This is a genomic window from Cupriavidus sp. 01L45, from assembly GCF_056399885.1.
The window spans coordinates 22,826-47,895 of the sequence record NZ_JBFTSG010000059.1; the positions used below are offsets into that span (position 1 = coordinate 22,826).

The 25,070-nt window shown below is 62.7% G+C and carries 23 protein-coding genes; 6 read left to right on the forward strand and 17 right to left on the reverse strand.

Annotation, left to right across the window (positions count from 1 at the left end; translation table 11 throughout):
• Positions 1–22: 22 nt before the first annotated feature.
• The 7 genes from AC1DT6_RS32170 to AC1DT6_RS32200 form a co-directional block, all read right to left on the reverse strand.
• Positions 23–1,195 (reverse strand): NUDIX hydrolase, encoded by a 1,173-nt coding sequence (locus AC1DT6_RS32170; RefSeq protein WP_477115215.1) that lies wholly within the window; start codon positions 1,193–1,195, stop codon positions 23–25.
• Positions 1,196–1,901: 706 nt separating this feature from the next.
• Complete coding sequence (locus tag AC1DT6_RS32175) at positions 1,902–2,327, reverse strand: type II toxin-antitoxin system VapC family toxin (protein WP_477115216.1); 426 nt, start codon at positions 2,325–2,327, stop codon at positions 1,902–1,904.
• Complete coding sequence (locus AC1DT6_RS32180) at positions 2,324–2,860, reverse strand: hypothetical protein (RefSeq protein ID WP_477115217.1); 537 nt, start codon at positions 2,858–2,860, stop codon at positions 2,324–2,326. Before AC1DT6_RS32180 ends, AC1DT6_RS32175 begins: the two co-directional genes overlap by 4 nt.
• 523 nt (positions 2,861–3,383) lie before the next feature.
• Positions 3,384–3,656, reverse strand: a complete 273-nt coding sequence (locus tag AC1DT6_RS32185; protein ID WP_477115218.1) for a hypothetical protein — start codon at positions 3,654–3,656, stop codon at positions 3,384–3,386.
• A gap of 349 nt (positions 3,657–4,005) precedes the next feature.
• The gene (locus tag AC1DT6_RS32190; protein WP_477115219.1) at positions 4,006–5,487 is read right to left on the reverse strand and encodes a hypothetical protein; all 1,482 of its coding nucleotides are present in this window, start codon (positions 5,485–5,487) and stop codon (positions 4,006–4,008) included.
• 78 nt (positions 5,488–5,565) lie between these two features.
• Positions 5,566–6,444 (reverse strand): hypothetical protein, encoded by an 879-nt coding sequence (locus AC1DT6_RS32195; RefSeq protein WP_477115220.1) that lies wholly within the window; start codon positions 6,442–6,444, stop codon positions 5,566–5,568.
• A gap of 876 nt (positions 6,445–7,320) precedes the next feature.
• Positions 7,321–8,739 carry a J domain-containing protein gene (locus AC1DT6_RS32200; RefSeq protein WP_477115221.1) on the reverse strand — a complete coding sequence of 473 codons (1,419 nt, stop codon included), beginning with the start codon at positions 8,737–8,739 and terminating at the stop codon, positions 7,321–7,323.
• A 346-nt stretch (positions 8,740–9,085) separates the two neighbouring features.
• On the opposite strand from AC1DT6_RS32200, the gene AC1DT6_RS32205 reads away from it, so the two are divergent.
• From AC1DT6_RS32205 to AC1DT6_RS32225, 5 genes are all read left to right on the forward strand, one after another.
• Positions 9,086–9,982 carry a PIN domain-containing protein gene (locus AC1DT6_RS32205; protein ID WP_477115222.1) on the forward strand — a complete coding sequence of 299 codons (897 nt, stop codon included), beginning with the start codon at positions 9,086–9,088 and terminating at the stop codon, positions 9,980–9,982.
• 237 nt (positions 9,983–10,219) lie between these two features.
• On the forward strand, positions 10,220–11,488 hold the full coding sequence (locus tag AC1DT6_RS32210; RefSeq protein ID WP_477115223.1) for a hypothetical protein: 1,269 nt from the start codon (positions 10,220–10,222) through the stop codon (positions 11,486–11,488).
• A 265-nt stretch (positions 11,489–11,753) separates the two neighbouring features.
• Positions 11,754–13,010 carry a site-specific integrase gene (locus tag AC1DT6_RS32215; RefSeq protein WP_477115224.1) on the forward strand — a complete coding sequence of 419 codons (1,257 nt, stop codon included), beginning with the start codon at positions 11,754–11,756 and terminating at the stop codon, positions 13,008–13,010.
• Positions 13,007–13,984, forward strand: a complete 978-nt coding sequence (locus tag AC1DT6_RS32220) for a tyrosine-type recombinase/integrase (protein ID WP_477115225.1) — start codon at positions 13,007–13,009, stop codon at positions 13,982–13,984. The genes AC1DT6_RS32215 and AC1DT6_RS32220 overlap by 4 nt, the downstream gene beginning before the upstream one ends.
• Positions 13,977–14,990, forward strand: a complete 1,014-nt coding sequence (locus AC1DT6_RS32225; RefSeq protein WP_477115226.1) for a tyrosine-type recombinase/integrase — start codon at positions 13,977–13,979, stop codon at positions 14,988–14,990. The genes AC1DT6_RS32220 and AC1DT6_RS32225 overlap by 8 nt, the downstream gene beginning before the upstream one ends.
• Positions 14,991–15,363: 373 nt before the next feature.
• Here AC1DT6_RS32225 and AC1DT6_RS32230 read toward each other — a convergent pair whose 3' ends face one another.
• Both AC1DT6_RS32230 and AC1DT6_RS32235 read right to left on the reverse strand, forming a co-directional pair.
• Positions 15,364–15,897 (reverse strand): hypothetical protein, encoded by a 534-nt coding sequence (locus tag AC1DT6_RS32230; RefSeq protein ID WP_477115227.1) that lies wholly within the window; start codon positions 15,895–15,897, stop codon positions 15,364–15,366.
• The gene (locus AC1DT6_RS32235; protein WP_477115228.1) at positions 15,897–16,175 is read right to left on the reverse strand and encodes a hypothetical protein; all 279 of its coding nucleotides are present in this window, start codon (positions 16,173–16,175) and stop codon (positions 15,897–15,899) included. The genes AC1DT6_RS32230 and AC1DT6_RS32235 overlap by 1 nt, the downstream gene beginning before the upstream one ends.
• Before the next feature lie 783 nt (positions 16,176–16,958).
• Between AC1DT6_RS32235 and AC1DT6_RS32240 the strand changes: the two genes are divergently transcribed.
• Complete coding sequence (locus AC1DT6_RS32240; RefSeq protein ID WP_477115246.1) at positions 16,959–17,297, forward strand: lysozyme inhibitor LprI family protein; 339 nt, start codon at positions 16,959–16,961, stop codon at positions 17,295–17,297.
• Here AC1DT6_RS32240 and AC1DT6_RS32245 read toward each other — a convergent pair.
• The 8 genes from AC1DT6_RS32245 to AC1DT6_RS32280 form a co-directional block, all read right to left on the reverse strand.
• Positions 17,242–17,703, reverse strand: coding sequence for a hypothetical protein (locus AC1DT6_RS32245; protein WP_477115229.1), 462 nt, complete (start codon positions 17,701–17,703; stop codon positions 17,242–17,244). The two genes, AC1DT6_RS32240 and AC1DT6_RS32245, sit on opposite strands and share 56 nt — an antisense overlap.
• Entirely contained in the window at positions 17,700–18,887 is a 1,188-nt protein-coding gene (locus AC1DT6_RS32250; RefSeq protein ID WP_477115230.1) for a DUF1376 domain-containing protein, read from the reverse strand. The genes AC1DT6_RS32245 and AC1DT6_RS32250 overlap by 4 nt, the downstream gene beginning before the upstream one ends.
• Entirely contained in the window at positions 18,884–19,264 is a 381-nt protein-coding gene (locus AC1DT6_RS32255) for a hypothetical protein (RefSeq protein WP_477115231.1), read from the reverse strand. Before AC1DT6_RS32255 ends, AC1DT6_RS32250 begins: the two co-directional genes overlap by 4 nt.
• A gap of 296 nt (positions 19,265–19,560) precedes the next feature.
• Positions 19,561–20,367 (reverse strand): Rha family transcriptional regulator, encoded by an 807-nt coding sequence (locus tag AC1DT6_RS32260; protein WP_477115232.1) that lies wholly within the window; start codon positions 20,365–20,367, stop codon positions 19,561–19,563.
• Positions 20,364–20,615: a helix-turn-helix transcriptional regulator gene (locus tag AC1DT6_RS32265; protein WP_477115233.1), complete on the reverse strand. Its 252-nt coding sequence runs from the start codon at positions 20,613–20,615 to the stop codon at positions 20,364–20,366. The genes AC1DT6_RS32260 and AC1DT6_RS32265 overlap by 4 nt, the downstream gene beginning before the upstream one ends.
• A 585-nt stretch (positions 20,616–21,200) precedes the next feature.
• Complete coding sequence (locus AC1DT6_RS32270; protein WP_477115234.1) at positions 21,201–22,430, reverse strand: tyrosine-type recombinase/integrase; 1,230 nt, start codon at positions 22,428–22,430, stop codon at positions 21,201–21,203.
• A 166-nt stretch (positions 22,431–22,596) separates the two neighbouring features.
• On the reverse strand, positions 22,597–24,060 hold the full coding sequence (gene mnmE / locus AC1DT6_RS32275) for a tRNA uridine-5-carboxymethylaminomethyl(34) synthesis GTPase MnmE (RefSeq protein ID WP_477115235.1): 1,464 nt from the start codon (positions 24,058–24,060) through the stop codon (positions 22,597–22,599).
• Positions 24,057–24,932 (reverse strand): CHAD domain-containing protein, encoded by an 876-nt coding sequence (locus AC1DT6_RS32280; protein WP_477115236.1) that lies wholly within the window; start codon positions 24,930–24,932, stop codon positions 24,057–24,059. The genes mnmE and AC1DT6_RS32280 overlap by 4 nt, the downstream gene beginning before the upstream one ends.
• Between the last annotated feature and the right edge of the window lie 138 nt (positions 24,933–25,070).

Here is a 25,070-nt window from a genome sequence, read left to right on the forward strand (position 1 = left end):
TAGGGCTGGGGCAGCCTAGCCGCTATTCCTGCATGAAAACGTCGTTCTCGAAGCCTAGCAGCGCGCGCGCCATCAGATCGGCGATATCCGACAGCTTGGCCTGGGCATCGGCGCCGTCGCCATCCCCCGGCACCGCCTGCAGCACGGCGTAGACCTTGTGCGCCAGGATAGCGAAGGCCTGGGCGCCGGCGAGCACCGGGTCGCGCAGTTGGTCCTCGACGACCATACCTTCGAGCTGGCCAGCCAGGAACCGCCCCAGCCCGCCGCCCTCGTTCCACTCGCCCATCGATTCATATGCAGGATCGTGGCCAGCGAAGATCCGGCCCATGCGGCCGCATTCCGCCCCATCGGCGGCCGAGGCCTCCCAAGGCGTCGACTGCCCCTGGCAGACCGCCACGTAGCGATCGGCAATACCGGCGATGAAGTCGCGCACGAGGGCGCCCACGGCCTGCAGGTCGCCCAAGTAGGGCCGCGGCCCGGACGCCCGCCCGAGCGCGATCTGCCAGCCAGAAAATGCCGGCTTGCTGGTGGTATCAGAGCCCAGCGCGAAGGCCGCCTTGGCAACTACCGTCTGATCAACGTCTCGGTTCACATAGGTATGCAGCTGCGCCAGCGGTACCAGTGCGACAGCCTGCGTTTCCCAGCCCATGGCCGCTGGTAAGCCGCCAACGCGGCGCGCGCTGTAGTACCTGGTCATGGTTTGAGTCCGCTCGACGTCGCCGATGAATCCGGTGATCTGCACCTTCAAGCCGGATTCCTCGAAGGCCTCCCGGATGGCCGTGGCTTGCAAGGAGAGGCCCTCGTCGGCGTGCCCCTTGGGAAAGGTGGCGCGGTAGCCAGCAAAGCCATTGGACGGGTGCACAACCCAGACGCGACCGTCCTGCTCCACCACAACAACTCCGGCGGCCGGCTTCTTGCCGCTGGAGACCAGAGGCGGCTCGGCCAGGTCGTGCATCAAGCCATCCACGTAGTCCCAGCCCTCATTCGTCTTGGGGTGGTCCCTCCAGGGCGCAAACGGCACGCCATGCAACTCGGCCGGCGTGGCGCTGTCAGGTGTCCACATAGCGATTGCATCCGGGTCGGTCCAGGTTTCCGGCACGCTCGGCGTAGACGGCTCGTTGAGCTTGACCGGCTTTCCGTCGTCGTCCAGGCGCGGGTGCAGAACTGAATTAGGTCTTGTAGAGCGCATATTCATGGGTGCTATACTATAGCACAAGTGATCTATAGCTCTCATTTAAACGGGTGATAGAGTCTAACACCCTCGACGCAGGTCAGCACCGCCAGCGCGGATCAGCCGACAGGTTGACCATGCGGCATCCAAGCTGAACCTTGCCCCACTAACCTGGCAGCCGATCAGCGACAGTTCGGATTCGGTCGATTCCATCGGTCATTGTTCCCGCCTGGGCCGGTAGAGCAACCACCGCCCGGTCCAGTGGAAAGGCCGCCGCCGGGGCCGGTGGACATCCCACCACCAGGGCCAGTGGAGAGCCCGCCGCCGGGGCCGGTCGAAAGCCCACCGCCAGGGCCGGTAGACATCCCACCACCGGGGCCAGTCGAAAGGCCACCACCGGGGCCAGTGGACATCCCACCGCCAGGGCCGGTAGACATCCCACCACCGGGGCCGGTCGAAAGGCCACCACCAGGGCCGGTGGAGCAAGGCCCACCGGGGCCAGTCGAGCCCACGCAGTTAGCAAAAGCAGTTACCGAGGCGAACAACAGACTGAAAAACAACAGTAGTTTGGCTCGTGGGGTCATGTCTATTTCCTTGGGCGTCAGGCGGGCACGTGCACCAGCTCGGACCGTCGTCCCTGGGCCACCTCGGGCTCGGCGACGGTGATCTCGGTTTGCTTGCTGACGCCCATGGCGCGGCTTTTTCGGTGTGGTTGGAGTGGGGCCGTCGGTCAGACGGCGATGATGCACTGCTGGGTCAGGTGCTGCTGGTACTTGGGGATCTCGGGGTCGCGGGTCACCAGCACCAGATGGCCGGACATGGCCTGGGCGATCAGCATGCGGTCGAAGGGGTCGCTGTTAGTGGCGCCGACGGCCGCGGCCGTCGGCAGCCGGGTGAGGGCGACCGCGTCCGCTACGGTCACCGGCAGGAGCTGGCAGCCGGCGGCTTCCGCCAGCCCAACGACCTCATCGGGTGGATAGTTGAAGTCGCCCCGCTGCAAGGCGTGCTTGATGGCGATCTCCCATACGGTGGCGGCGCTGACGAAGTATTCGTGCTCCGGGTTGTCCAGCAGCGCGGCCGCGAGGGGAGGCAGTTTGCTGCTGTCCTCGGCGTACATGGCCCACAGGAGGATATGCGTGTCGAGCAGTAGCTTCAATTCCCATCCCCCTCGAACATGCGCTGGATCTCCGGATTGGCTGAGTCGATGTCGGCGGGCACTGGCCGCTTGCCGGCTCCGATGCCGATCAGCCGGGGCCGGCTGGCGTGCGACGGCGGAGACATAGGGTGAGCTTTCTGCAGCGTCGTGTAGAACGAGGGCGGGCCCAGCACCTCGGCGAAGGCGTGTTGGACCCTTTCGAACGCAGCAACCATCTCGCGCTGTGCGTCGCTGGCGATGTCGCGCTGTATGTTGGTGACCACGCTCCCCTGATGCACGCGCCGCTTGAGCCTGGCGCGCGCTTCGGCGCGCGGATCGCTCGCCGCCATGGCGTGCTTCCAAAGGCGTTCCAGCCGGCGCAGGCGCTCGCGCAGCTCGTGCACCTGGTCATGCATGTCATCGACCGACACCAGCTTGGCGGCGGGCCGGCCGGTGCGGTCACGGATCACCACCACGGACTCGCTGCCGGCGCTCACGGCGTCAACCAGTTGGTCGAGTTGCTGCTGGGCTTGCTGCAGGTCAAGGGTGGACATGGCAGGCTCCTGAAGTTGGCGCATTGACCTCATTGTGCTTCGTAGCAGGCAACGAGCGCAAAGAGTCCCAAGGCGCCTAGCATTACCTCTGTTGATTCGCAGGCTGGACACAGGGTGATGCCTTCAGCGACCACCCGCGCTTTCCATTCGTCTGGATCTATCATGTGGCTTCTCCCGCGTTATCGAAAAGCCCACCACCGGCAAGAAGCGCTAGCCTGCTTGCCGAGCACGCAGGCGGTAGCGCGCGAATAGCGCCCCCAGCACGCGACAAAGTGCCGCAAATGGCGCTTTTGTAGGTTATTGAAGGGATTCCGAGTGACTGCTACGGCCCTCGAAAGTCCGGATTCTTCTCCCACAGCTACAACTGCCGAAAGTTTTCTCTAAATGCGTGGAGATTGCCTACGCCGGGGAACTGGTACCGGAATGTGAGTTGCAGTCGAACTGGCCGAACTGCAGGAAGCCCACGCGGATCTGGCGGTGCCGGGCTACTTATGCCTCCAGTCGGAAGCCCGTATTAGTCAACTTAGTCCTTCTGGTCACGCTGCAACGCCAGCAGATTGGCATCGATGATCGCGCAGAGTTTATCGAAGTCGATATCGCCGGTGATCTTTGCCTCGCCATCGAGCAGAGCCATCTTGACCACGCGCCCCTCGCGCTGAATGGTGACCTCATTCTCATTTGGCATGGGCCGATCTTGCTTAGTCAACTGCTCGAACAACCAAGCCACGTCCTCCCGCGCTTGCTGCGGCCGGCGCATCTCCATTGCCTTTTTCAACGCCTTATCTGACCTGGCCATTGCCCTTACCCCCTATCTCCTCGATCCGGACTGGCCGCCGCCATAATACTCTGCGATATTGCCTCATCTAGTGCTAGTACCGGCCATGCGGCGACACCTTGGCCACCGTCAACGTGTCACACATCTTGACTCCATCTGGGCCGATGTAGGCGCCAGGCGTCCCCGCCGAGCGCTCCAAGCCACTGTGTGAAACACGCCTGTCTGCGCGAATCACCGTCAATGTCGTCACGTGGCAGCCCATTTTTGGTACTTGCCACCCCCTATTATGGAGCCCATACGTCGCCAGTGTGAAGGCGTCATACTCTGACAGTGCAGAGACGGGCGCCTCAAGCTGCCCCATCTAGCGCAATCACACGGCGCCCTTGGGACTCAACTCCGCCAGGTATGGCGCGACGGCCATCTGCGCCCGATCGATGAAGCCGGTGCCGCGCTCGTACATCACCGTGGTCTTGAACGAGTTGTATGGCAGGAATTCATGGGCCACGTGGGTGACGTAGTAGAGCGTCCGGGCTTTGCCGCGGCGAATGGCCAGGTAGCTCCCGGCCTTGATCCGCTCGTTGCCGCGCACGCGCATGGAGCCGGACTCAAACACCACGTTGTCCTTGTTCTGCTCGGCCAGAATGCGGCGTCGGTTGGTCAGCCACCCTAGCAGCTTTTCATTTTCTGTCTGGGTTTCCGAGGCGCTGGTGGCGTCGCTATTGCGCAGCGTGTCCGGCCCCATGTGCGACTCCACCTCCATCTTCCGATAGCCGTAGCGCCCATTACTGCAGTTGACGTAGTCGGAGAGCAGGTAGTCGGAAACGAACCCAGACTCTGCCAGCTCGCGCATTGACTGGTTCTGGATGAGCTGCCAAACGCCATTGGTGACCCAATAGAAGTTCGCTACGCCGGCGTCCGTTCGTGTTTCCGAGATCGACTCCACTTCGATGGAGCCGATCTCCACCACGTCGGCCCCGGTGCCGCTCTGGATCTCGGTTCCATTTGCAGCGAGGAATGGGTTCGGGCGTACCACCAGCGCCACACCGTCCGATCGCTCATCCAGGTACATCTCATTGAAGGGGCCAACGTCCAGGATGTGGCTAAGGAACTGATACACCGAAACCTCGTTCATAGTGGCGACGGTGCCCGGGTCTACCGTGCCGGGGATGGACACTTCTGGCGTGAGCTTGTGTACGACCGACGAGCCGACGCCAGAGCCATCGGCATACAGTGTGAGCGCGGCGATGTACCTGTTCACCACCTTGTCCAGAACGAGATTCACGAACTCGACTGCTGTCATCATTTTGGCGTCGCCCATGCCGGCGTACTTATGGAAGAACTTCAGCTCCCCAATGATGTTGTCGCCGACCACCGAGTTGTTGAGGTAATAGATGCGGAAGATCTGCAGAATCTTCCCGAAGTCGTGGCCGGACACCTGGATCATGCGACTCGGCGCGCCGCCCTCCATCGAGCGCGAGCGCGTGATGGACGACACGAAGCCACGCATGACCACCGGGAGCTGGTACCTGCGGCCACCTGAGGCACCGGCATAGTCCGGATCGGCCGGGTTGTGGGCCAAGCGGAACTCAACCATGTCCATGGGCTCGATGAGCGCATAGAGCGACTCGCCCACCTTGGGCACAATGCGATCGACCAGCGGGATCGACCAGGCACCCGCAGGCTCCCGGACGGATTTCCCGACGCGGACCGGCGTGCCGTCCGACAGGTACGGCGTCAGGTCCAACGAGGCCAGATCCCGGTACCGGGAAGCCGTAGCCACCCCGCCAGACACCTCCTCACGGCGCGCGGACTTGATCAGGCGGATCTCGATCTTTGGCTCGAATACCTTCATTCAGATGCTCCTATTGGCCACAGCGCGGCCATTTGCAAGAAAAAAAAGACTCGGCGCGATGCGCCAGGTGCGCGCTCATCAGGTGCCACCGCGAACCACAGTGACTTTCACAGGCCCCTCGTCGCCCGAATCCAGCCCCCAAGCCTTGCGCTCGCCGTCCTGGAGGGTTTTGACGGCCTCCGCGACAGTTTTTGCGGTGCGGGCCTCCATCAGATCCTTCGATTTGATCGCGGTATAGGCGAGATTGCGCACGGCGCCCCATTCCCGACGATGGCGAGTCAGCAGCTCGGCACGCGCGTCGATAGCAGCAGCCGAGGTGATCTGGTGGGCTTCCTCAGGGGATGCGTCGGCTGGAATGATGGGGCGCGACAACCCGGCAAAAATGGGGCCCGGAGCGACAACCTGCGGCGTCTCTGCGTGGCTGGTGTCGGCATCACGCTCCATAGTCCTTACGGTCTCCTTATCAGCTTTCGCGTGGGCCTTGGCAATGAGGGTCGGCATGTCCAGTCTCTGGCGCCAGCCGAAGCGCTGAGCGTGCTTCGCTACAGCCTGCTTTGAAATTCCAAGCAAAACGGCGACGTCCGAGAACGTCATCTGAGGCTCTGCCTCCCAGCGCGCCCGCGCCAATACCCACTGCTGGGCCTCTTTCCTTACTTCCGCCACGACCATAGCTCCTGATTGACCTTGCTCCATGCCGAGCATGGCGTCACGACAACCGACAACCGCCTTTGAGGTTGTCCCTTGCAAATAGTCGTGACTCAACCCTTTCCCCACCAAAACACAGGGGAAGGAGCGATCACGGTGCAGGTTCAATACGAAGAAAGCCCCGACTACCCAGGCGTGCGCCTTTTCCGCTGCGAGGCCCTCAAGGCGAATCTGACGCCGACGGCCTGTGCTCGAAACAGCGCCGCCAAGGCGACAATTCAATGCAACGCATGCGCTATCGGGGAAATCCACACGTCTGAGTGTCTGCCACAGCCTGTGGCGAAGCGAGAATGGAGGAGGCTCCCGTACCGGGGAGTCGAGCCTGCAAGGCGTTGCGTGCGATGCAGCTCCGCAACATTCCGCCTCCTCGGCGGGACGCTGTGTGTGAGCTGCTACAACCGCGAGCGCGAGTTGCGAGTTGGTGCCAACTCCAAGGGGGTGCAACCCAAGAAGGCCGCGGAGCTCCTACATCGGGCTGTTTGCTTGGTCGAACTAAAGGGGGATGCGCTGCTGCTCGAGCTGGAGTACTGCACAGGCCGAAACGAGGCTAAGGAGGTCATCAAGCGCCGGTGGCCAGGTGCTCGCTTGGCGGACTACGAAATCCAGCCCGCCAGAACGGCAATCCCTGTGCGGGTGACGCCGGCGGCGGAAGAGCCTCGAGGAAGCGCATGACCAGTATCGCGCAACGCTCATGCCCGCCAGCAAGCTGCTGAGCGCCGCGCTCTTCTTAGAGCATTGCACCACCGACCATCAGGTCGGTGCGCCGCGTTTGTGGTCGGCGCGGCCGCTTTGCCGACCATCTGCTAGGCCATCGATCTGGCGCCGCGCGCTGAGGCCTTGCGTAAATCGGGGTAGGCCAATGCGGCATGCATTGGCTGCGGTCTCGCGAATGGTGGGACTGGCCCAGCAGGTCGCCGGAAGGAGGCGCTGGCCATCGCCGGTTCTGTTCCGCTTGGCTGCTGGGCGGCCGACCCTGGGCAAGACGAGGCCATTTGCTCGCCCGACTCAAGGTGCAACGGAATGGAGCCTTGGAGTCCACTGGCGCCGGCCATTGACCTCGCGCTCGGCAGCCGGCCACTCAGCCGTGGGGGCGCTGCGCGCCGGTGGGCGCCTTGGCTCTCGCGGTGGTTAGAACTCGTCCTCCGCCAGGTCGTAGGTCCGCATGTTCCCGTTGTGGACCTTGTAGAGCGTCATGGTGACGTTGCTGTATCGCGTGCCATCAGTGCCCTCCGTCTCCTCGAGCGCGAACTGCTCCGAGCGCGCGCGTGAGCCGTGGTTCAGATCCTGGTAGCGCACGTCGTAGGCGCCGGCTGTGACTTTCTCCGTGGTGAAGCGCCCATGGGCGGGGATGAAGAAGAAGCGGACCGGGCGAGCGACGGGGCCATCGAGCGAGACGAGCTTGACGTAGACGTCCGAGTCGTTCTGGCTGTTGTCGACGGTGACGGTCGAGAGGCCGCTCGCGTTGGCGCGGGGGAACCCCTTCAAATGCGAGGCCGCCGCGGGCCAGGGCTGGCCATTGGGCGCCGTCGCCGGCCTAACCCAGGCGGGCTTGGCCGGGGCCGCGGCGGGCGCGACTGAGGGCCCGATGTACTCCCACGGTGGACTGGCGGCTTGCGGCTGCGCGGGCGCCGGGGCAGGCAGGGGCTCAGCCAGGTAGGGCTTGGGGCCGCGCGGGGGCTCGTAGGCGCTTGTCGGGGCGTACTCGACCCCATACCACACGCCCGCGGCCAGGAGGGCTGCCGCTGCCACCTGGATGAAGAAGGGGCGGCGCGCCAAGCGCCAGGCGTCTTTTAGCCGCATGCCCCCGCTGCCACCGAGCGCGTCCAGGAGTTTTTGGATATGGGCGCGCAGCTGTGCGCCCTCGTCCTCCACCTCATAGCCGAGGGCCTTCTTGTCGCGGACCGCCTTCGAGTTGGCCGGGATCTTCCTCGCCAGGCCCATGGCGTCGACGGCGACGGCGTGGGCCATCTCGGGGCGGCCTGTGGCGGCGAAGAACCACGCCTGGTGGGCGGCCAGTCGTGCGTTGGACAGCGCCGGGCGCTTGCCGCCGAGCATGTTCCCCCAGAGCGCCTGGACTGAGTAGACGGGGCCCCATGGGATACCCCACCACCCCAGGAGCCAGGTGACCGCCGACGCCTTCAAGGCCTTCTTCTCGGCGCAGGCGCTGCAGAAGATCCCCTGGATCGCCGAGCGGGTAGTGACGAAGATGAAGCTCTTCGCCTCAAGGAAGATGGCGTAGCGGGGCTGGGCTGAGACCTTCCCGCAGCAGGAGCAGACGATTGGTTCTGGCTCCTCGCGCGCCGCGGCGGCGGGCTCCTCGCGCGGCTCGACCGACTTGGTGTCGTATTCAGCCCGCGCCGCCGGATCGTTGAGCGCAGCGTAGGCCTCGTTGAGGAGCTGGAACTGCCTGGTCGCGTCCGGCGAGGCGTTGCGGTCCGGGTGCAGCTCCATCGCCCGCCGGCGGTAGGCCGCCTTGATCGCCGCGGCGTCCGCGTCGATGCCCAGGCCGAGGATGGCGTAGTAACCCTTTGGATCCCTGTTGCTCATTTTTCTTTGTTCTCTATTTGCTCCCCAAGGCGCAAAGCCACCTGGCTCTTGCGGCCAATCGCACCCATCGGAGTCAGACTAGCACGCCCGAAGGCGGCTTACGCCTTGTCGGCCCGTGCCGTTTTTTTTGGGGGACGGCCGCGATAGCCTCGCGCCCTTCTATTTTGACTGATCCGCGCGGCGCCAGGCCAAGGCCGTGGAGGGGAATCGGCGGGGTGCGGCTGGCGGACGATGGCGCGCCAGGATGCAGGCGCGCCGCACACTCTCGCGGGGGAGGCACGGAGCGCCCGCGCCAACGGTCACCACGGACCGGCCGCCTTTTGTTGTCATCTTTCGCGTTCCGCCGATGGTGTGGCTCAACTGGTTCCGACTCATCGACGGCCAGAGGAAGGTCCCCATCGAGGTCGCCATGGGCCTGCAGGCCATGGGCGAGCGCGCGCGCTGGGTGAAGGCGAGCGGCGCGGGGCCCAACGCCCTCGACTTCCACATCGCCTTCGAGCCTGGGCGCATGGTCCAGGCCGGCGAGCGCGGCCCGGTCGTCGTCCTCTCGAAGGACAAGGGGTTCGACCCCCTTCTCGCCTGGCTCTCGGCCGAGACGGGAATCCGGGCGAGCCGCGCGTCCTCAATTGAGGATGCCTTCCCCGGCGCCTCCCCTGCCGAGGGAGCGTCGATCGCCATAGACCGCGGGACCACCCAGGCGATCCACACGGCTGCGAGCGGCGCGACGCGGGACAGGGATGGAGGCGGCGTGCCAGCGGCGCCCCCGCTTCCGGCCTTCCCGAGCGCCCCGGCCCTGGCCCCTGAGGCCCCTGCCGTCGCACCCGCGAGCCAGGCGGTCAGTGCGATCGTCGCGGTGCAGGCCAACGGCGCCTCGCGCGAGCGGCCAGGGGCGGCCACCGCCGACGCCGCGCGCCCAGCAGCGCCCGCGCCCGTCGCGAGGCCCGCCGGGGCGCCAAAGGCCAGCACGCCCACAGCCGCGTGGGCGGAGCAGGCCAAGCCCCAGCCCAGGCCCACTGCCAAGGCGGCCTCCGGCGCCGAGCCGGACGCCGAGAAGACGAAGGAGATCCTCGGGCGGTCGAGCAAGGTCGCCCGTCCCCGCCGGCGGAGCACCCTGGCCACGCACATCAAGTCGATGCTCCGCCCGCGCGAGTTGCGCGACGCCGAGGTCGAGGCGATCATCGCCAAACTCGTTTCCAAGCGCTGGATCGTCGACAATAAGGGCGCCATCACCTACAACTTTTGACCGCGTGCGCGGCAAGCCGAGGCTCGGGCGCCGGCACAGCGCACGACCGCTGTCGGCCATGAAGGGACATTCGACAGGACAGGGAAGATCCTCGACAATCGGATTGATTTAGTGGATAAATTCTCAGTTTTTGTTTTCGTTGCCTCACTGATAATGACGCAAAACTGTTTTGCACTTACCGTTGGCGAGCTGACCCCGAAACGCATATCAGCAAACAGCTTTTAAGGAGGGACCACCATGAACGCGATCGACGGTCTGAAACGGCTTAGGCTTCAAGAAGAAAAGAAGTTCATCAACAATGAGTTCACCGAGGCGCTGGCGCAGCAGCTAATCGGCAGCCTCGTTGAATGGGCCAATAAGAAGATTTTTGAGCCTCGGGGCGGCGAACTGACGTTCGAAATGACTTTAGGCCCGCCCAACGCCGGCGTATTCGTCTCCCCAAGCCGCCCGCTTCACCCTCGCATGGAGTTCCGCACATCTCTCATCTCGGAAATCTACGCTGATGCGTTCACATTTCCCATCGTCTGCCGCCGTCTCGCGATGGAAACCGATACCTTGAACAACTTCAATAAGATGGAGATGTTTCTCGATTGCCGGGTTCGGTTCACTGATCCCCTGCCGCATTTGCATGCGTCGAACGTGACTGAGCTGTTTAGACCTACATGCGAGACTTTCGTCAGGCTCATCCCGGAAAATAAGGGCGACGCGCGGCGACTTCAACCTGACGACGTTCGGTGCAGGTTCATCATGTTTGAGTTGATGCTCGTGTGGACGTTTTTTCATGAGTTGGGTCACGTTGTGCAGGGGCACCATCTGCTGCACTCGGAGGGAGCCTCAAGGATCCATGACGATGCTTTCTGGGAGATGGAGGAGGTCGCTGTGGCTCAGAGCGACTCTGCCAAGATGAACCCTGCATCCCAAGATGCTAATAAGGCCGTGCCGCCCGATCTTCCGGCACAGGCACGAGAGCTTCTGGCCGATGCGGAGGCGACTGACCTAACGTTGAAATACCTTGTAGAGCAGCGCAGACTTAACTTCAACGTCTGGTACCTTCTGCTCTGCTCCATGGGATGCATGTTCCAGCGATTCTATTCCAACTACCCAGACAATCTAAATCTGTCGCCTAAGCGCCATCCTCATCCGTTAATCCGCGACGAGGCTAGCCAAGTGCTGGGTAACAATTGGGTGGCCGACTACCTTGTCACCAGCGAGAGCATTAAGAGCCGAGAGGAAGCGGGTATGCCATTGGCCTATCTCAACGTTCGAGCCTCGCTCATGACGGGCTTATTCCGTTCGCATCGCGTCGAGAAACGCGAAGGTCCCGAGGGGCTGCCCTCGTACATGGACCTATCATTTCGCGATATGGGCGAGCAGCGACGCTCGTACCTCAAGGCGCTGCTGCCGGAGATTGAGTGGCAGTTGCCGATCATCGTGAAGGAGCATTTGATCGAGCTGCACTCGCTCGACTATTGGTTCCAACACATAAAAGCGTCAGCTAATGATTAGAGCTCTGCTGACGCGCGAGCCGGCCTCCGGCGTAGCTGGAGTCCCTCATTACTGTCCCGCTGTGGTCCGCACGGACGGCCGCTATGGGGCGCTATGCAAATCTGTGCATAGCGACCCCTATGCGCAGATCGAAGCTATGCGCAGATTCTTCCTGGCTACAAGGTGGATGTAGGACGGACGCCGCTTCTGGCAAGGTCGATCGGGGTAGATCTGGACATAGTTTTGGCCGCGGATTGTAGTGGTGGTCCCACTGTAGGAGACCACCATGGCGAACATCCGATCACATCGACCCACCGAACGATTCGACTGGGTCGGCAGGGGACCGCTTTCCCCGCATGTTGATGCGTTCAAGCAGTATTTGACTGAGCGTGGCTATGCGACAGCCACGTTGGCCCATTGCATGGGCGCTGTTGCCCACTTTGCTCAATGGTTGCATAGTCGCCGCTTGCGCATATCAAGCATCAATGAGGCCGTCGTTACGGAGTTCCTTGACGTTCATCTTAGTCAATGCCACTGCACCGGCCCCGTTGAACGAGATCGACGCAATCTGAGTGCTGCCTTGGGTCATCTGCTGGTCGTATTACGCTATCAAGGGGTTGTCGCCCCATCCGTGTCACGCAGAACTCCGGTAGATGAGGAGTTGCTCCGTTACAGCGAGTACATGAACCATGTGCGTGGGCTGGCACCAAAGACCCGGCAGATAGCTCTACGCATCGTAGGGCGGCTACTGCTTTCTCGCTTTAGCGACGGAGTCATCGATATCATGGCCGTCAGGCCATACCATGTACGGCGCTTCTTCGCGCAACAGGCCAAGCTATACAGCAAACCGGCAAGCGCTGGTACGGTGGTCGCAGCACTGCGCGGGTACTTTCGTTATCGTGCTTCGCTTGGTGACCTAGTACACGGACTGATAGGCGCGCTTTCCTATCCCGCTAACTGGCAGTTGGCATCGCTTCCCAAGACCCTAAGCGCCGAGGAAGTCGAGCAACTGATCGGTTCGCTTGGTAAGCCAGGACGTTCTCTGCGCCGCGCCGACGCTATCGTACGCTGCGCCCTCGATCTCGGCCTTCGCAGCGGTGAAGTCGCGCAGCTAAGCCTCGACGACATCGACTGGCGCGCCGGCACTGTAACGCTGCGCCATACTAAGGGCCGCCGCGACGACGTGTTGCCACTACCGGCGACGACCGCAATGGCAATCGCCGCCTATCTGAAGTACGAGCGACCTAAGACGCACAATCGAATGGTCTTCATGCGTCTTGTCGCGCCACGCGATCAGCCGGTCGGTGCGGACTGCGTACGCAAGACTGTCCGTCAGGCCTTCAAGAGAGCCGGTTTACCGTACACGCGCTCCCACTTGCTTCGGCACACGATGGCTAATCGGCTATTGGCGGGCGGTTCTTCCCTTAAGGAGGTGGCCGACGTCCTGCGCCACCGCTCGCTGAACACCACGCTAATCTACGCCAAACTCGACAGCCGGAAGCTCGTTGAGGTCGCCTTGCCTTGGCCGGGGAGCGCAGCATGAGCACAGCCACGTCTCTACAACGGCTCGTTGAGCGCTACCTTAGCGAGCGTAGCCAACTTGGCTTTTCCATAAGCACATCAGCTTACGCACTACGCAGCTTCGCGTGCCACGTTCGGGCCGTTGGTCACCGCGGACCGTTGACCGTGGAAGTTATGTCCGACTGGGCGCGGCGCGACAGGCAAGCCAGCCAAGACCCGCTTACTTGGGCGCGCAGACTGAAGCGGTTGCGTTCGTTCATGCGTTGGCTGCAGCAATTTGAGCCGCGCACCGAAGTGCCTGACGATACGATCTTTGGTCGGCTACCGGAGCGGCAGACTCCACACATCTTCAGTGAACGCGAGATTACCGATTTGCTGGCCGCTGCGCGGCGGCTGGATCCGGCTCGTGGACTGCGGAGTGCCGTCTACGAAACGCTGTTCGGGCTCCTCGCGAGTACAGGTCTGCGGATTTCCGAAGCGTTGGCAATGCGCAACTCGGACGTTAACCTGAAGCGGGGTGTACTCACCATTGAGCGGACCAAGTTTGCCAAATCGCGTCAGGTACCCATGCACGCGAGCACGGTTGAAGCGTTGCGTCGCTATCGCAGGAAGTGCGACTTCGCCGGCATATCTGCCCACATCGATGCTCCGTTCTTCGTCGGTACACGTGGGCATAGACTTGGCATGCCACTGAGCAGACGTCACGTCGACCGCGTCTTCGCCTCCCTGCGCAAGCAACTGGGCTGGCGTAACCGTGGCACTCATCATGCTCCGCGCATCCACGATCTGAGGCACACCTTCGTAGTTCGCCGCATTATGTTGTGGCAAGCGCAGGGCATCGACATCGATCAGTCCATGCTGTCGCTATCGACTTACGTCGGACACGCGATGATCACCAACACCTACTGGTACCTCTCGGCGGTGCCGCAATTGATGTCGTTGGCAGCAAAGCGCTTTGAGTCATTCGCATCCCAGGCGGAGGCACCAAATGCGTAATGTTGCCGCACCGAAACCACCGTCGTTTGCCGCGCTGGTCCAGCAGTTCTTCACCGAATATCTCGTCGCGCAACGCGCGCTCAGTCCGCGCACAGTGGCCTGCTACCGCGATGCTCTGATGCTGTTCCTGGATTTCGCCAGCCGCAAACTAGGCAAGGCCCCAACATCCTTACGGCTGGCCGACATCCAACCTGAGACTATTCTGGCGTTCCTGGACCATCTGGAGCACGTTCGGCACAACGCAATTCGTAGCCGCAACCTAAGGCTTACTGCTTTACGTGCATTCCTGAAGTTCGCCGGTCGGCGCGACGTGACCTCGCTTCACGTCGTCGAACGAGCTTTGGCGGTCCCGATGAAGCGCTTCGAACGTCCAATGCTTCAGTTCCTCACGCGCGACGAGATGGTTGCCGTTCTGGGGAAACCGGGCGATACGTGGTCCTCGCAGCGCGACCATTTGCTCTTGGTGTTGCTCTACAACACCGGTGCACGGGTCTCAGAGATTATCGGCGTGCGGGTGATGGATATCGTGCTTGACGGTGCTGCCTGCGTCCACCTTCGCGGCAAGGGCCGCAAGCAGCGATCAGTACCTTTATGGAAGACCACCGTGCAAGAAATCCGCAGGTGGCTACGACTGAATCCAACACTCCATGACCAGGCAGCGTTACTGCCCAATCGCGATGGGCAAGCGATGTCCCGATCCAACGTCGCACAGCGTCTGTCACTCGCTGTAACACGGGCGTCCGACCAAGAACCCAGCCTGCTCAAGAAGCGCGTTTCTCCCCACACATTGCGACATACCGTGGCCATGCATCTCCTGCAGTCGGGGGTGCCATTCAATGTCATCGCACTCTGGCTTGGCCACGAGAGCACCACCACCACACATCGGTATGTCGAAGCTGACCTAGCAATGAAAGAGAAGGCACTCGCACGACTGGCCCCTCCAGGTAACGCCATGCGCCGATTCAAGGCATCAGACTCACTCATGCGGTTCCTACGGGCGCTATAACTATGCCCAGATGGTATCGGTCCGCATCCTTGCGGATCTGGGCTGGTACCAAGAAATCCACGGCATGTGCGCATAGTTTCAATCTGCACATAGGGGTCGGGAAGAGCCAGCGAGCAACCGGTGAAGAGCAGTCCAACAAATTCGCGCTTCAACTCAGGGCAGTCTCGCTATTTGCGGTTCTAATGTGGGTGAGCACATTAACTGCTAAGTCGTTGACTCTTCGGAAAATGCAGTCTCACGAATTCCGGTTCCTCACGGGGGGAGGCAAAGCTCCAAGGGGATTGCCCGGCGATGCTGACGGCGCGTGCCAGCTGCAAGAGGACATCGAGAGAAGCGGCGCCGGCATGGGCCAGCTAACCGCGGGTGATGCGTATCAGCGCTCAGGCGGCGCCGGAGGGACGCCAGCCGTGACAGCGGCGAACAGAGGTTGAGAGGGGGTCCACGAACGGGAAAGCATCAAGAAGCCGCCGCCGCTTTGCTCGACGGCAAATCGGTGACGCTCGCCGATGGCGGCACACAGCTTGGCCTCGAGCTGGACCACGACCTCGTTCAAACCTTGGATGGCAGTGGCGCGCTCGGCATGGGCAAGGGCCGTTTCCGCTCCGCGCAGGGCGTCCTCCGCAACGCGGCGTGTCTGCTCCGCGGCGGCAATTTCGCATTGGAGGCCGGCCGCCAACGCCTCTAGATCGTCGATGTCGGCCTTCGCGATTGCCAGGCGCGCGGCGCCGACGTCCTCCGGTAGTTCGCCAGAACGCAGACCCGCGAAGGCCGCATCCCGCCGTGCGCAGGCAGTTGCGATGCGCTGGTGGACCTCGGCGTGGCGCGCCGAAATGGTGTCGGCGGCCCGGATGGCCTCCGAAAGTTGGGCGCGTGCGTGCGCCACCCGAACAGCGTGCTGCTCAATCATTATTGAGAATCCTCGATGGAAAATGCTGCCAGAAATGCCTGTACTCGTTCGGCCGACTCAGCGGCGATGCAGGCTGCGTCGTGTTGAATCGATGCCTCGGCCGCCTCCCGGGCAGCACGGGCAGACGCCGCCGCTGCTTGGGCAGCGACGGCCCGTTTCTGCGCCAGATCGGCCCGTAGGCGATCCAATTCAGCGCGGTGGGGCGTCGTGTCCAGGCCACCGACCAAAGCGGCGCGCAAGCACTCTTCGGCGGCCTTGATCTGCAACTCATTGCACATGGCAAGCCCTCAACGACTTCAGCAGATGATCTGCCTTGTCACATAGCTGTTCCATCGTGCTCCTCTCCCTGGCAGCGACCACGCGAGGTGCCTGCCGTCCGTGCCACCACTCTGGAACGGGAGCGCCGCGGGATGAGCCCGCATCTCTGCCCCCCGATTTCGTCTTCATTGCGCCTCCTTGGCGAGTTGATCGGCACTCAGAATTGCGTCACGACCAAGCACAGCGGAAGTCCACGTGCTGGTACTTCACGAGCGCAGCCAAGCGCCTGCAAAATCGCTTGACTATAGTTCGCTCGCTCGGATACGTTGCCTTCAGGTCACATCGAATCGGGATATCTAATGTTGCGCAACTGGACTTGGCTTGCGGCCATACCCATGTTCATTTCAATCACGATGGGATGCACAAAATCAGAGCCCGCTGCCGCTCCACCCGATGAGGCTGGGAATACAGGGCAGGTAGAGATGAGATACGCCCCCAGGTATTACGGATCGCGCTGCTATCCTGTTTTTGGTCGATATGACGGCGGCGATGCTGAAAAGATTGAGGGAGACTTGGGCCGGCGAGTAGATCGCTATGACCCGTTCCAAGGTGGTCTTATCGTGACCTTCAAGGACGGTGGCCGGATTGTCGCGTGGGACCGAGAGATCGACTGCAAAGATCCGCCATTTGATCCTATGGCTAAAGCAATGCCCACGCCCGCTACTGCCACGGCACCCGTTGCGGATCTGGCACCCGCAAACGATCAAGGCGATGCGGGTACCGAACCAACGAACCAGAGCCAAATGTCGCCAGCCAAAGAGCAAGCCACGTGGTCTCCCAGCTTCGACTGCAGAAGAGCAAGAACTCAGGTCGAGCACATGATTTGCGCAAATCAAGATCTATCCGCGGCCGACCGTCGAATGGTCGAACTCTACAAGGAGGCCATGGCGGCTACCACGGACAAACGGGCGTTCAAGCGCGAGCAGGACAACTGGAGGTCATTGCAGCGCGACACATGCCGCGATGTTGCATGCGTGCGAGAAGCGTATGCAAAGCGCACGGAGGGAATGGAGGTTCTTCCGGCACTTACACCCCACCATTTGTTCGTAGTTCGAGCGGGCACCGCAGGAGCGACCCAATGAATGCCCGAGCAGCCTGCGCAGCGCGCAGGCTCAAGGCGCAATCCCGGAAGAAAACCAAATTTGCCGGGATGGCGTGAAGTGGTTCGAGGACCGCGTGATTCAGGGCGGCGACCGGAGGCTCTTCTCCCAGGAGCGCCGCAACCTCCCCGATCAGCGCCACCAACTCGGCCCGCAGCAACGTTTCCGCCTGCGGGCGCGCCCCTTGCGCGCCGGCCGGATCCGTCTCCGCAGCCAGTGCTCTGTCAACGCACTGCAGCACGGCGACGATTGCTGGCTCGTAGCCGGCGCTCGCGGAGAGGAACTCGCGCACGGCATCAAGCGGCCCGGAGACGCTCGTCTGATCGCCGTCAAGCCAAAGGCTCGCGCCGGTTTCTCGTGCCCGGCGAAGCACTGCCGCCGCGCTCATGCGGCCGCCTGCCCCGGCAGCACGCCGTAGAGGAACCGATGTACCCGCTCGTACTCGCTCAGGTTCATGCGCTCTGCCTTGCTGACCGCGCGATCAATCACATGCATGTCTCCCGCGGCTTTAATGACGCGCAGCTGGAACCAGAACCACGGCTCATCGTCGCGCTGCTGTGCCAGGCGGAGCTCATCCGCTTTGGCGCGCACGCCCTCTGTCGTCTCGTCCCAGTCCGGCGCGGTGGTGGCGCCCTGCTTGCGCTCGGCGATGGCCTCGTCAATGAACGACTCGAGGAATGCTGGGTTCACCGGGGACTGGTCCCCGTCGGCCGCCCGTCGCGCGCACGCAAGGACGTGAGCCCGGAGCAACACGGGCAAGCCGATCTGGCGGTCCGCAATCCGGGGAAACGCCTCGCGCGCACGCGGGGACAGGCCCAGGCTTTTGCTCCGATTGGCTTCCAGCCGCACTAGGTGTTCTTCGATTTCATCGGCGGAAAGCGGCGGCGATGCCGAGTTATCCACAGGGTCCACCACGTTCGAGCTACCAACGCCGCCGCTATAGCTTTTGTTTTTAATTTCTCTCTTTCTCTCTCCCTCTCTCTTGCGATCGCCTGATGATTCGGGGGGCGAATCGGGCGGCGATGTTTTATCTTGTCGGGGGGCGATACGATTTCTATCGGGGAGCGATCCCGATACGATTGATACAACCTGCTTTTTTTTGAGTGACTTTGATTGGGGGGCGATTGAGCGCAGGAGCGCGGCGGCCTCAACGACGCGCCTCGAAATGCCGTCGATGTCGACCTCAATGCCCCAGCGCTTGGCATTGCCGGTCGATCCGGAAAGTCTATTCAGCAGCTTCTCGATCCAGGCCTCGAGCGATTTCTCCGCAACTACCGGGTGATATAGGCGCTCGTCCGAGCATTTCACCCAGCCGCGCAATGCGTGCTCTTTCACACGCTTCCAAGCCTTCGACTGCGATAGGTGAGCGAGCATTCGGTCATTGTCCGGCAGGCTTGCCGCGGGCACTTGATGCCAGCTCTCAAGCCACAGCGCGATTGCGGCGGCCCGCTCGTCGCCCGTGCCAAGGATCCACGTCTCCGAGCCGAGCAGCCGCTTTATCTCAAGCTGCATGAACGGGAAATCCCGCAGATCGCAGTCGGGCGGCGTGAGTGGTGGGTGTTCGGAATTCATGCTTCCCCCGCAACCGCCGGAAGCGCACGATCTGCCGCAGCAAGAACTTCCACATCAGCTTGCTGCCAGGCTTGGGCGTCGGCTTCAGACAGATCGCCAGCTTCGAAGGCGCAGCGCGCCGCGGCCAGGATGCGATGAAGCCCGCGAGCATCGATCTCATCCGCCCGGGCAAGCGTCTCGGCCAAGGTCAGGCTCTCGACGCGGCCGCCCTGATCGATAAAATTGATCGTTGCTGCCTGACTGGTATCAAGACCGATGCCGTCGCCGATCCAACGGAGTTGTGCATGGTCTGCACGTTTCGCAGCAAAGCGAGCGCCTCTGGGGCTGAAAATGAAAGCGGATTGCCTTTGCGCAGGGTGAGCGGAAGGGTGTGTCATGGTGTGCCTCATTTGCGGTGCGTGAACCGCCACCCCCAACGCCAATTGAGGGTGGTGGCTGAAACGGAAGTTGGCGTACCGATGAGGCACCGGCGAGCCTTTCGGCTCCTCCCGCCCAGCCACCATAGAAGGCATAACCAGGCGCGAACAAAAAAGCCGCACACGTTGTTGCGGCTTGCTCGCCGCCTCATTCGGGACGCCAATCCCGGTGCCGTTTGTCTTCGGCACGGTCGGAGTATAGCTCGGAGCCCGTGGATTGCAAGTGGCCCCAGCGCACGCGATGTGACGCTTCAAAATCATTGCTCGTCTCCTAGCAGACGAGCCGACACGATGCGGCGGAGCTCCGGGAAGCGATCCACGTACCAGTGCGGCTGCGTCTCGCGCGGAGACTCTGGGCTGATTAGATTCTTGCCAAAGGCCAGGCCGCGTTCAGTGATGCACCAGAAGCGCTTCTCGCCGTTGCGAGAGCCTTTGGATGTGCTCTTGCGCGTGCGCTCTGTCAATATGCCTGCATCTCGCAGCATCGCGTTGTACTTGGCAGCACCGATCTTAATGCCGTGGGTCCTCAGCAGTTCAGTGAGCGATGACGTGGGCAGCGACGAGCCATTCTCGGCGTCAGTCGGTGCATCAAGGGCATAGGCGGGCAGGAAGCTGGGATCCAGGCCATTCTGTTTGGCAATTGTCCCAAGCATGGTTAGTTGAGACGACGGCGCGGGACGCAGCAGACGAGTAAAGCATTCCATGATGGCAAGCTCGCCCGTCAGCTTGGCGGCCGAAGGAGTGCGCTGAAGTTGCTCTTGCTCCTCCAGATCCTGCCAGCGGTCGATGATCCTGGCCCGCAGTTCCACGCTGTACCCGGACACCACAACCATCGTGTCGCGGTAGTTCAGGCGGAACTCGGCGTAGGTCTGGCGGTTCTGCGGGTGGATGTAGGGGGTCTCGTTTCCAGAAACGACACCCTTATCCACCAGCGCGCGGACGGTCTTGAGCACGTTGTCGTGCGTGCTACCCGTCAGTTCCGCGATTTCGCGCGACGACATGGTGACGGCCCCAGCCCGGCTCGCGGATACCAGCGCGGCCGCGGTCCGAAGAGCGGCGCTCATACTGCCTCCTCGGCGCGGTAGTTAACCGGGTCGACCAGCCAGGCATGAACCGCCGCATTCTGGTAGACGGTGCAGCGTGTGCCCAGTCGGATCGGCGCAGGCGCCTTCCCGTCCCGTACAAGCTGCCGCCATTTCTCGCGGCTCAACCCGATAAAGGGCGAGAGTTGCGCGAACCGGGAAACACCGTCCTTGGGAAGGACGGTCACTTGCGCCACCTCAATGGTGGCAACTTCGATTTTTTTTGCCATTGGCTCTTCGATCTCGAAGTGCCGTCGTCGGCTTGCGAGGGTGGAAATCCGTCCGCGAGTGTAACTAGGTGCCCACAAGCGGACAGAAATGTCTATATTTTCCTTGCTCGCGCCAGCATAGCCCGCTAACCTTGGGCCGTGCGGTAATTTGCGTATGACGCAGAATTCTTGGGAACCCAAGGGTTAAGCGCCGCGAGGATCGGATTCCTCCTAATTCGCAAATACTGCCTGCCAGTGCCTTCGACGGCATTTGGTACAAAGCGCGCATTGCTCCCTCGACAAGATTGATGCGCGCTGCCTCTGAGGCCACCAAGTTCCGCGCTCCAATGCAGACTTGGTGGCTTCGTCTTTTTGCCCACAAGTAATGTATGGGCGATCAGTGGCAATCATTATCCTCGTTTCTGCGGTACCGCCTTGGGAACTTTCTCATTGCCTTGGGACCGTGCGTCAGAGAAATCTGTCTATTTTTCTAATAATTTCCGTGATTTCTAACCGGAATTTCAATTGGAGAAATTGTTGCTGACGGGCAACAATAGGCATTGTGTCAGCATATGGCAACGCGGATCTGAGATTTTGTGGTAGCTGCTATGCAGCCTTGCCAGATTGCGCGAGGACGACCTTGCGACCTTCTTCGATCTGCGCCTCTACGAAGGATGCCCAAGTTTGAAGGATGCGCTTCCGCTCATTGGCGTATTCGGCCCGGTTATACACGCCCTTAATGCCTTTGACCTCGTGGGCCAGTGCCTTCTCGATGGCGTCGGACGGAAGCCCCATTTCGTGCAGGTGGGTGGATGCTGTGCGCCGGAAATCGTGCAACACGAAGTGCTCCATATCCAATCCAAGCGACTTCACGGCAGTGTTGAGGGTGGGCTTTGCAATCGGGGCTTCAAGTCGCCCGCGGGATGATGGGAACACGTAGACGTTGCCGCCAATGGTGCGCAACTCGCGCAGCATCTCCACGGCCTGGGCGGACAGATACACCCAATGCTCCTTCCTCATCTTCATGGCATCTGCCGGAATACGCCAGATCGCCGCGTCCAAGTCGAATTGTTCCCACTTCGCTTCGATCAGTTCGGACTTGCGGACCATGGTTAGCACCAGCAGATGCAGGGCCAGCTTGAGCGGTCGCCTGATGTTGAAGGCGTAGACGGTGCGGAGCATCGTCCCGATCTCATCTGGGGAAAGCACACGGGTGCGACTCTCCGTTGTGGCAATGAAGCGCGCGGCTACCGATTGGGCCGGGTTGGAGATGGCCACTTGGCGGGCGATTGCGTACTCGTAGAGTCGCTTGACCACGTTCCGGGTGGTCAGAGCCATCTTGGGCGCACCACGCCCTTTGATCTTGTCGCAGATCGCCAGCACGTCGCCAGGCGTCACGTCCGCCAGGCGCTTGTTGCCGATGGCCGGCAGCACGTCTTTCTCCAATGCTCGCCGCGTCGTGCGGCTGTAGCTCTCAGACTTCCCCTCGATCTCAGCAGTCATCCAGATGGCGGCGAAGTCGGCCACGGTGTCACTCAGCTTCTCGGTCCCCCGGTCCTTGCGAGCGTCAGCAACCGGTGAAACCCCTCTCGCCACGATTTCCGCATACCTGCGTGCCCGCTCGCGCGCCGCCATTAGGCCTGTCGCCGGGTAGTCGCCAACGGTGATCAGCGGTTGCTGCTTGCCGTGCAGCGAGTATCGGTAGCGCCAGATCTTCGAGCCGGACGGCATGACCTCCAGCACTAGGCCACCGCCGTCAGAGACAAAGTAGCGGGCGGCCTTTGGCTTCAGCGCCTTGACGCGGGTGTCGGTAAGTGGGGTGGCGAGACGGGGCATTGTTAGTACACAAGGTTAAGTACACAGGTGGCGTGTGTACTGAACTGTGTACTAAAAATAGGCGGGTGTCTATGGGCAACGATGGCAAGTCATTGTCATAGATTCCTTGAATTTATTGGGATTGCTGGGAGTACGTGGGCGTCGATAGCTAACGCTTGGCATCCCATTACTTGCCAATACAAAACCGCGTAAAAATCGTCCCCAGCAAGTCATCGCTGCTGAACTCGCCGGTGATGCTGTTCAGATGGTCCTGCGCCAGCCGAAGCTCTTCAGCAAACAGGTCCAGCGCCTGCGCCTCTTGCGCCGCGCGCTCCTCGGCCAGGTCTAAATGCGATTGCGCATTGCGCAGCGCGGTCAGGTGCCGCTCGCGGGCGAGGAAAGCCCCTTCGTTGCCCGATTGCCATCCCACCAGCCGCAGCAACTGGTCGCRCAGCAGGTCGATGCCGGCGCCGGTACGCGCCGAGATCCATACCTCGGCCGGGTTCGGGCCGATGGCCGCCACTACGTGCGGGCGGTCGGCGCCGAAGTGGCGCTCGCCCACCGTCGGCGCCAGGTCGATCTTGTTGACCACGCGCAGGATCGGCGAGCCCGGCGGCAGGTGGCCGGAGAGGCGGTCGTCGATGGCGTCGTCGATTTCGGACAAGCCGTGTTCCGCGTAATCGGCCGCATCCACCAGGTGCAGCACCAGGTCGGCGCGGCCTACCGCTTCCCAGGTGCGTTCGATGCCGATGCGCTCGACCTCGTCGCTGGCGTCTTCACGCAGGCCGGCGGTGTCGATGATATGCAGCGGGATGCCTTCGATCTGGATGGTCTCGCGCACGCGGTCGCGCGTGGTGCCGGGAATCGGCGTGACGATGGCCAGCTCCGCGCCGGCCAGCGCGTTGAGCAGCGACGACTTGCCCACATTGGGCTGCCCCGCCAGCACTACCGACAAGCCCTCGCGTAGCAGCGATCCCTGCCTGGCCTGCGCCAGCACACCGCTCAGCGCTTCGCGGATATTGGCCAGCTGGCCGCGCGCGTTGGAGGCTTCGAGGAAATCGATCTCTTCTTCGGGGAAATCCAGCGTGGCCTCTACCAGCATGCGCAAGTGGATTACCTGCTCCACCAGCGCGTGGATGGCCTGCGAGAACACGCCCTCCATGGAGCGCGCGGCCGAGCGCGCGGCGGCTTCGGTGCTGGCTTCGATCAGGTCGGCCACGGCTTCCGCCTGGGCCAGGTCGAGCTTGTCGTTGAGAAAGGCGCGGCGCGTGAACTCGCCGGGCTCGGCCAGGCGCAGGCCAATCCCGCGGCCCGCATCCAGGCAGCGCGCCAGCAGCATCTGCATCACCACCGGGCCGCCGTGGCCCTGCAGCTCCAGCACCTCTTCGCCGGTGTAGGAGTGCGGCGCCGGGAAGTACAGCGCCAGGCCGTGGTCGATCGCCTTGCCGTGGGCATCGAGGAACGGCAGGTAGGTGGCATGGCGCGGTTTGAGCGCCTGGCCGCACACGGCCAGCGCGATCGCGCTCACATCGGGGCCGGACACGCGCACCACGCCGATGCCGCCGCGTCCGGGCGCGGTTGCGATGGCGGCTATGGGAGTGGCGTTGGCGGCGGAAGCGGTACGAGGCTGGGAGGAGGTGATGGCGGTCATGGCGATATTGTCGCAGATCGATCCTGCGCGGGTGCCGCACCCGGCGCACTTGCCGCTTGCGCAGTGTCGGCTGCGCCGGGCGCTTCCGCGACGGGCGCGTACAGGCACTCCACCATCAGCCGGCGCGCCACGGCGCCGTCGAGCAAGCTGCCCAGCCTGCCCTGCCGCTTCACCAGCTTGCGGTGCAGGCGCCGGGCATAGCGTTCGGCCAGTACCGGCTTCAGGGCTTCGATGACATAGCGCAGCCGCTTGCCGGCAAGCCGGAAGCGGTGCACGCGTGCCAGCTCCTCCGAGCGGGCGGCGCGCATCAGCGCCCTCACCCGCTTGCGCCCGCGGCGTATCCGCCGGCGCGCGAAGTCCGCCAGGTGATCCCGCGCGGCGGCGCCCGCGCCACGCGGGCCGGCGCGGTTCAGGTGTGTGAGATCGCGGTGCAGCACGGGTAGCGGCCAGTGCTGGTATTCGGCGAGCTGTGCCACCATCGTCGCGCGTGCGTAGTGGCGGCGCGTGAGGGCGGTATCGTGCAGCGCCGCCAGCACCGGATCCTCCGGCTGGCTGTCCAGCGCGGGCCGCAAGGTCTCGGCGATGAACACGTCCCAGTCGCGCACATCGTTCGCAGCCTGCGCCAGCTGGCGCAGGCAATCGTTCCAGCGCGCGCGGACCGGCCTGGGCAGGGCGGGCCCGAATGCCCAGCAGATGGCGCGAAGCTGCCGCGTCGCCACCCGCAGCGCATGGACGTCGTCGGGATGGTCGCGCCGGTGCAGCGCATCGAGTTGATCGGCAACGGCAACCAGTCCCGCATCGGCCAGCGCCATGAAAGCATCGATGACGCGCATGCGCGGGTGCAACTGGATGGGAAGGTTGGCGGCACGCATGGCGTATCTACCAGATCTGGCGGAGGCCAGGTTCAGAACATCTCTATCCAGTGTAGGCGATTGTGCCGGTTGCGCCGCACTCCATTGACAGCCTGCCGGCTTCGGGTTGGAATGGCTGTTGGCAAGGCCATCCGGCCA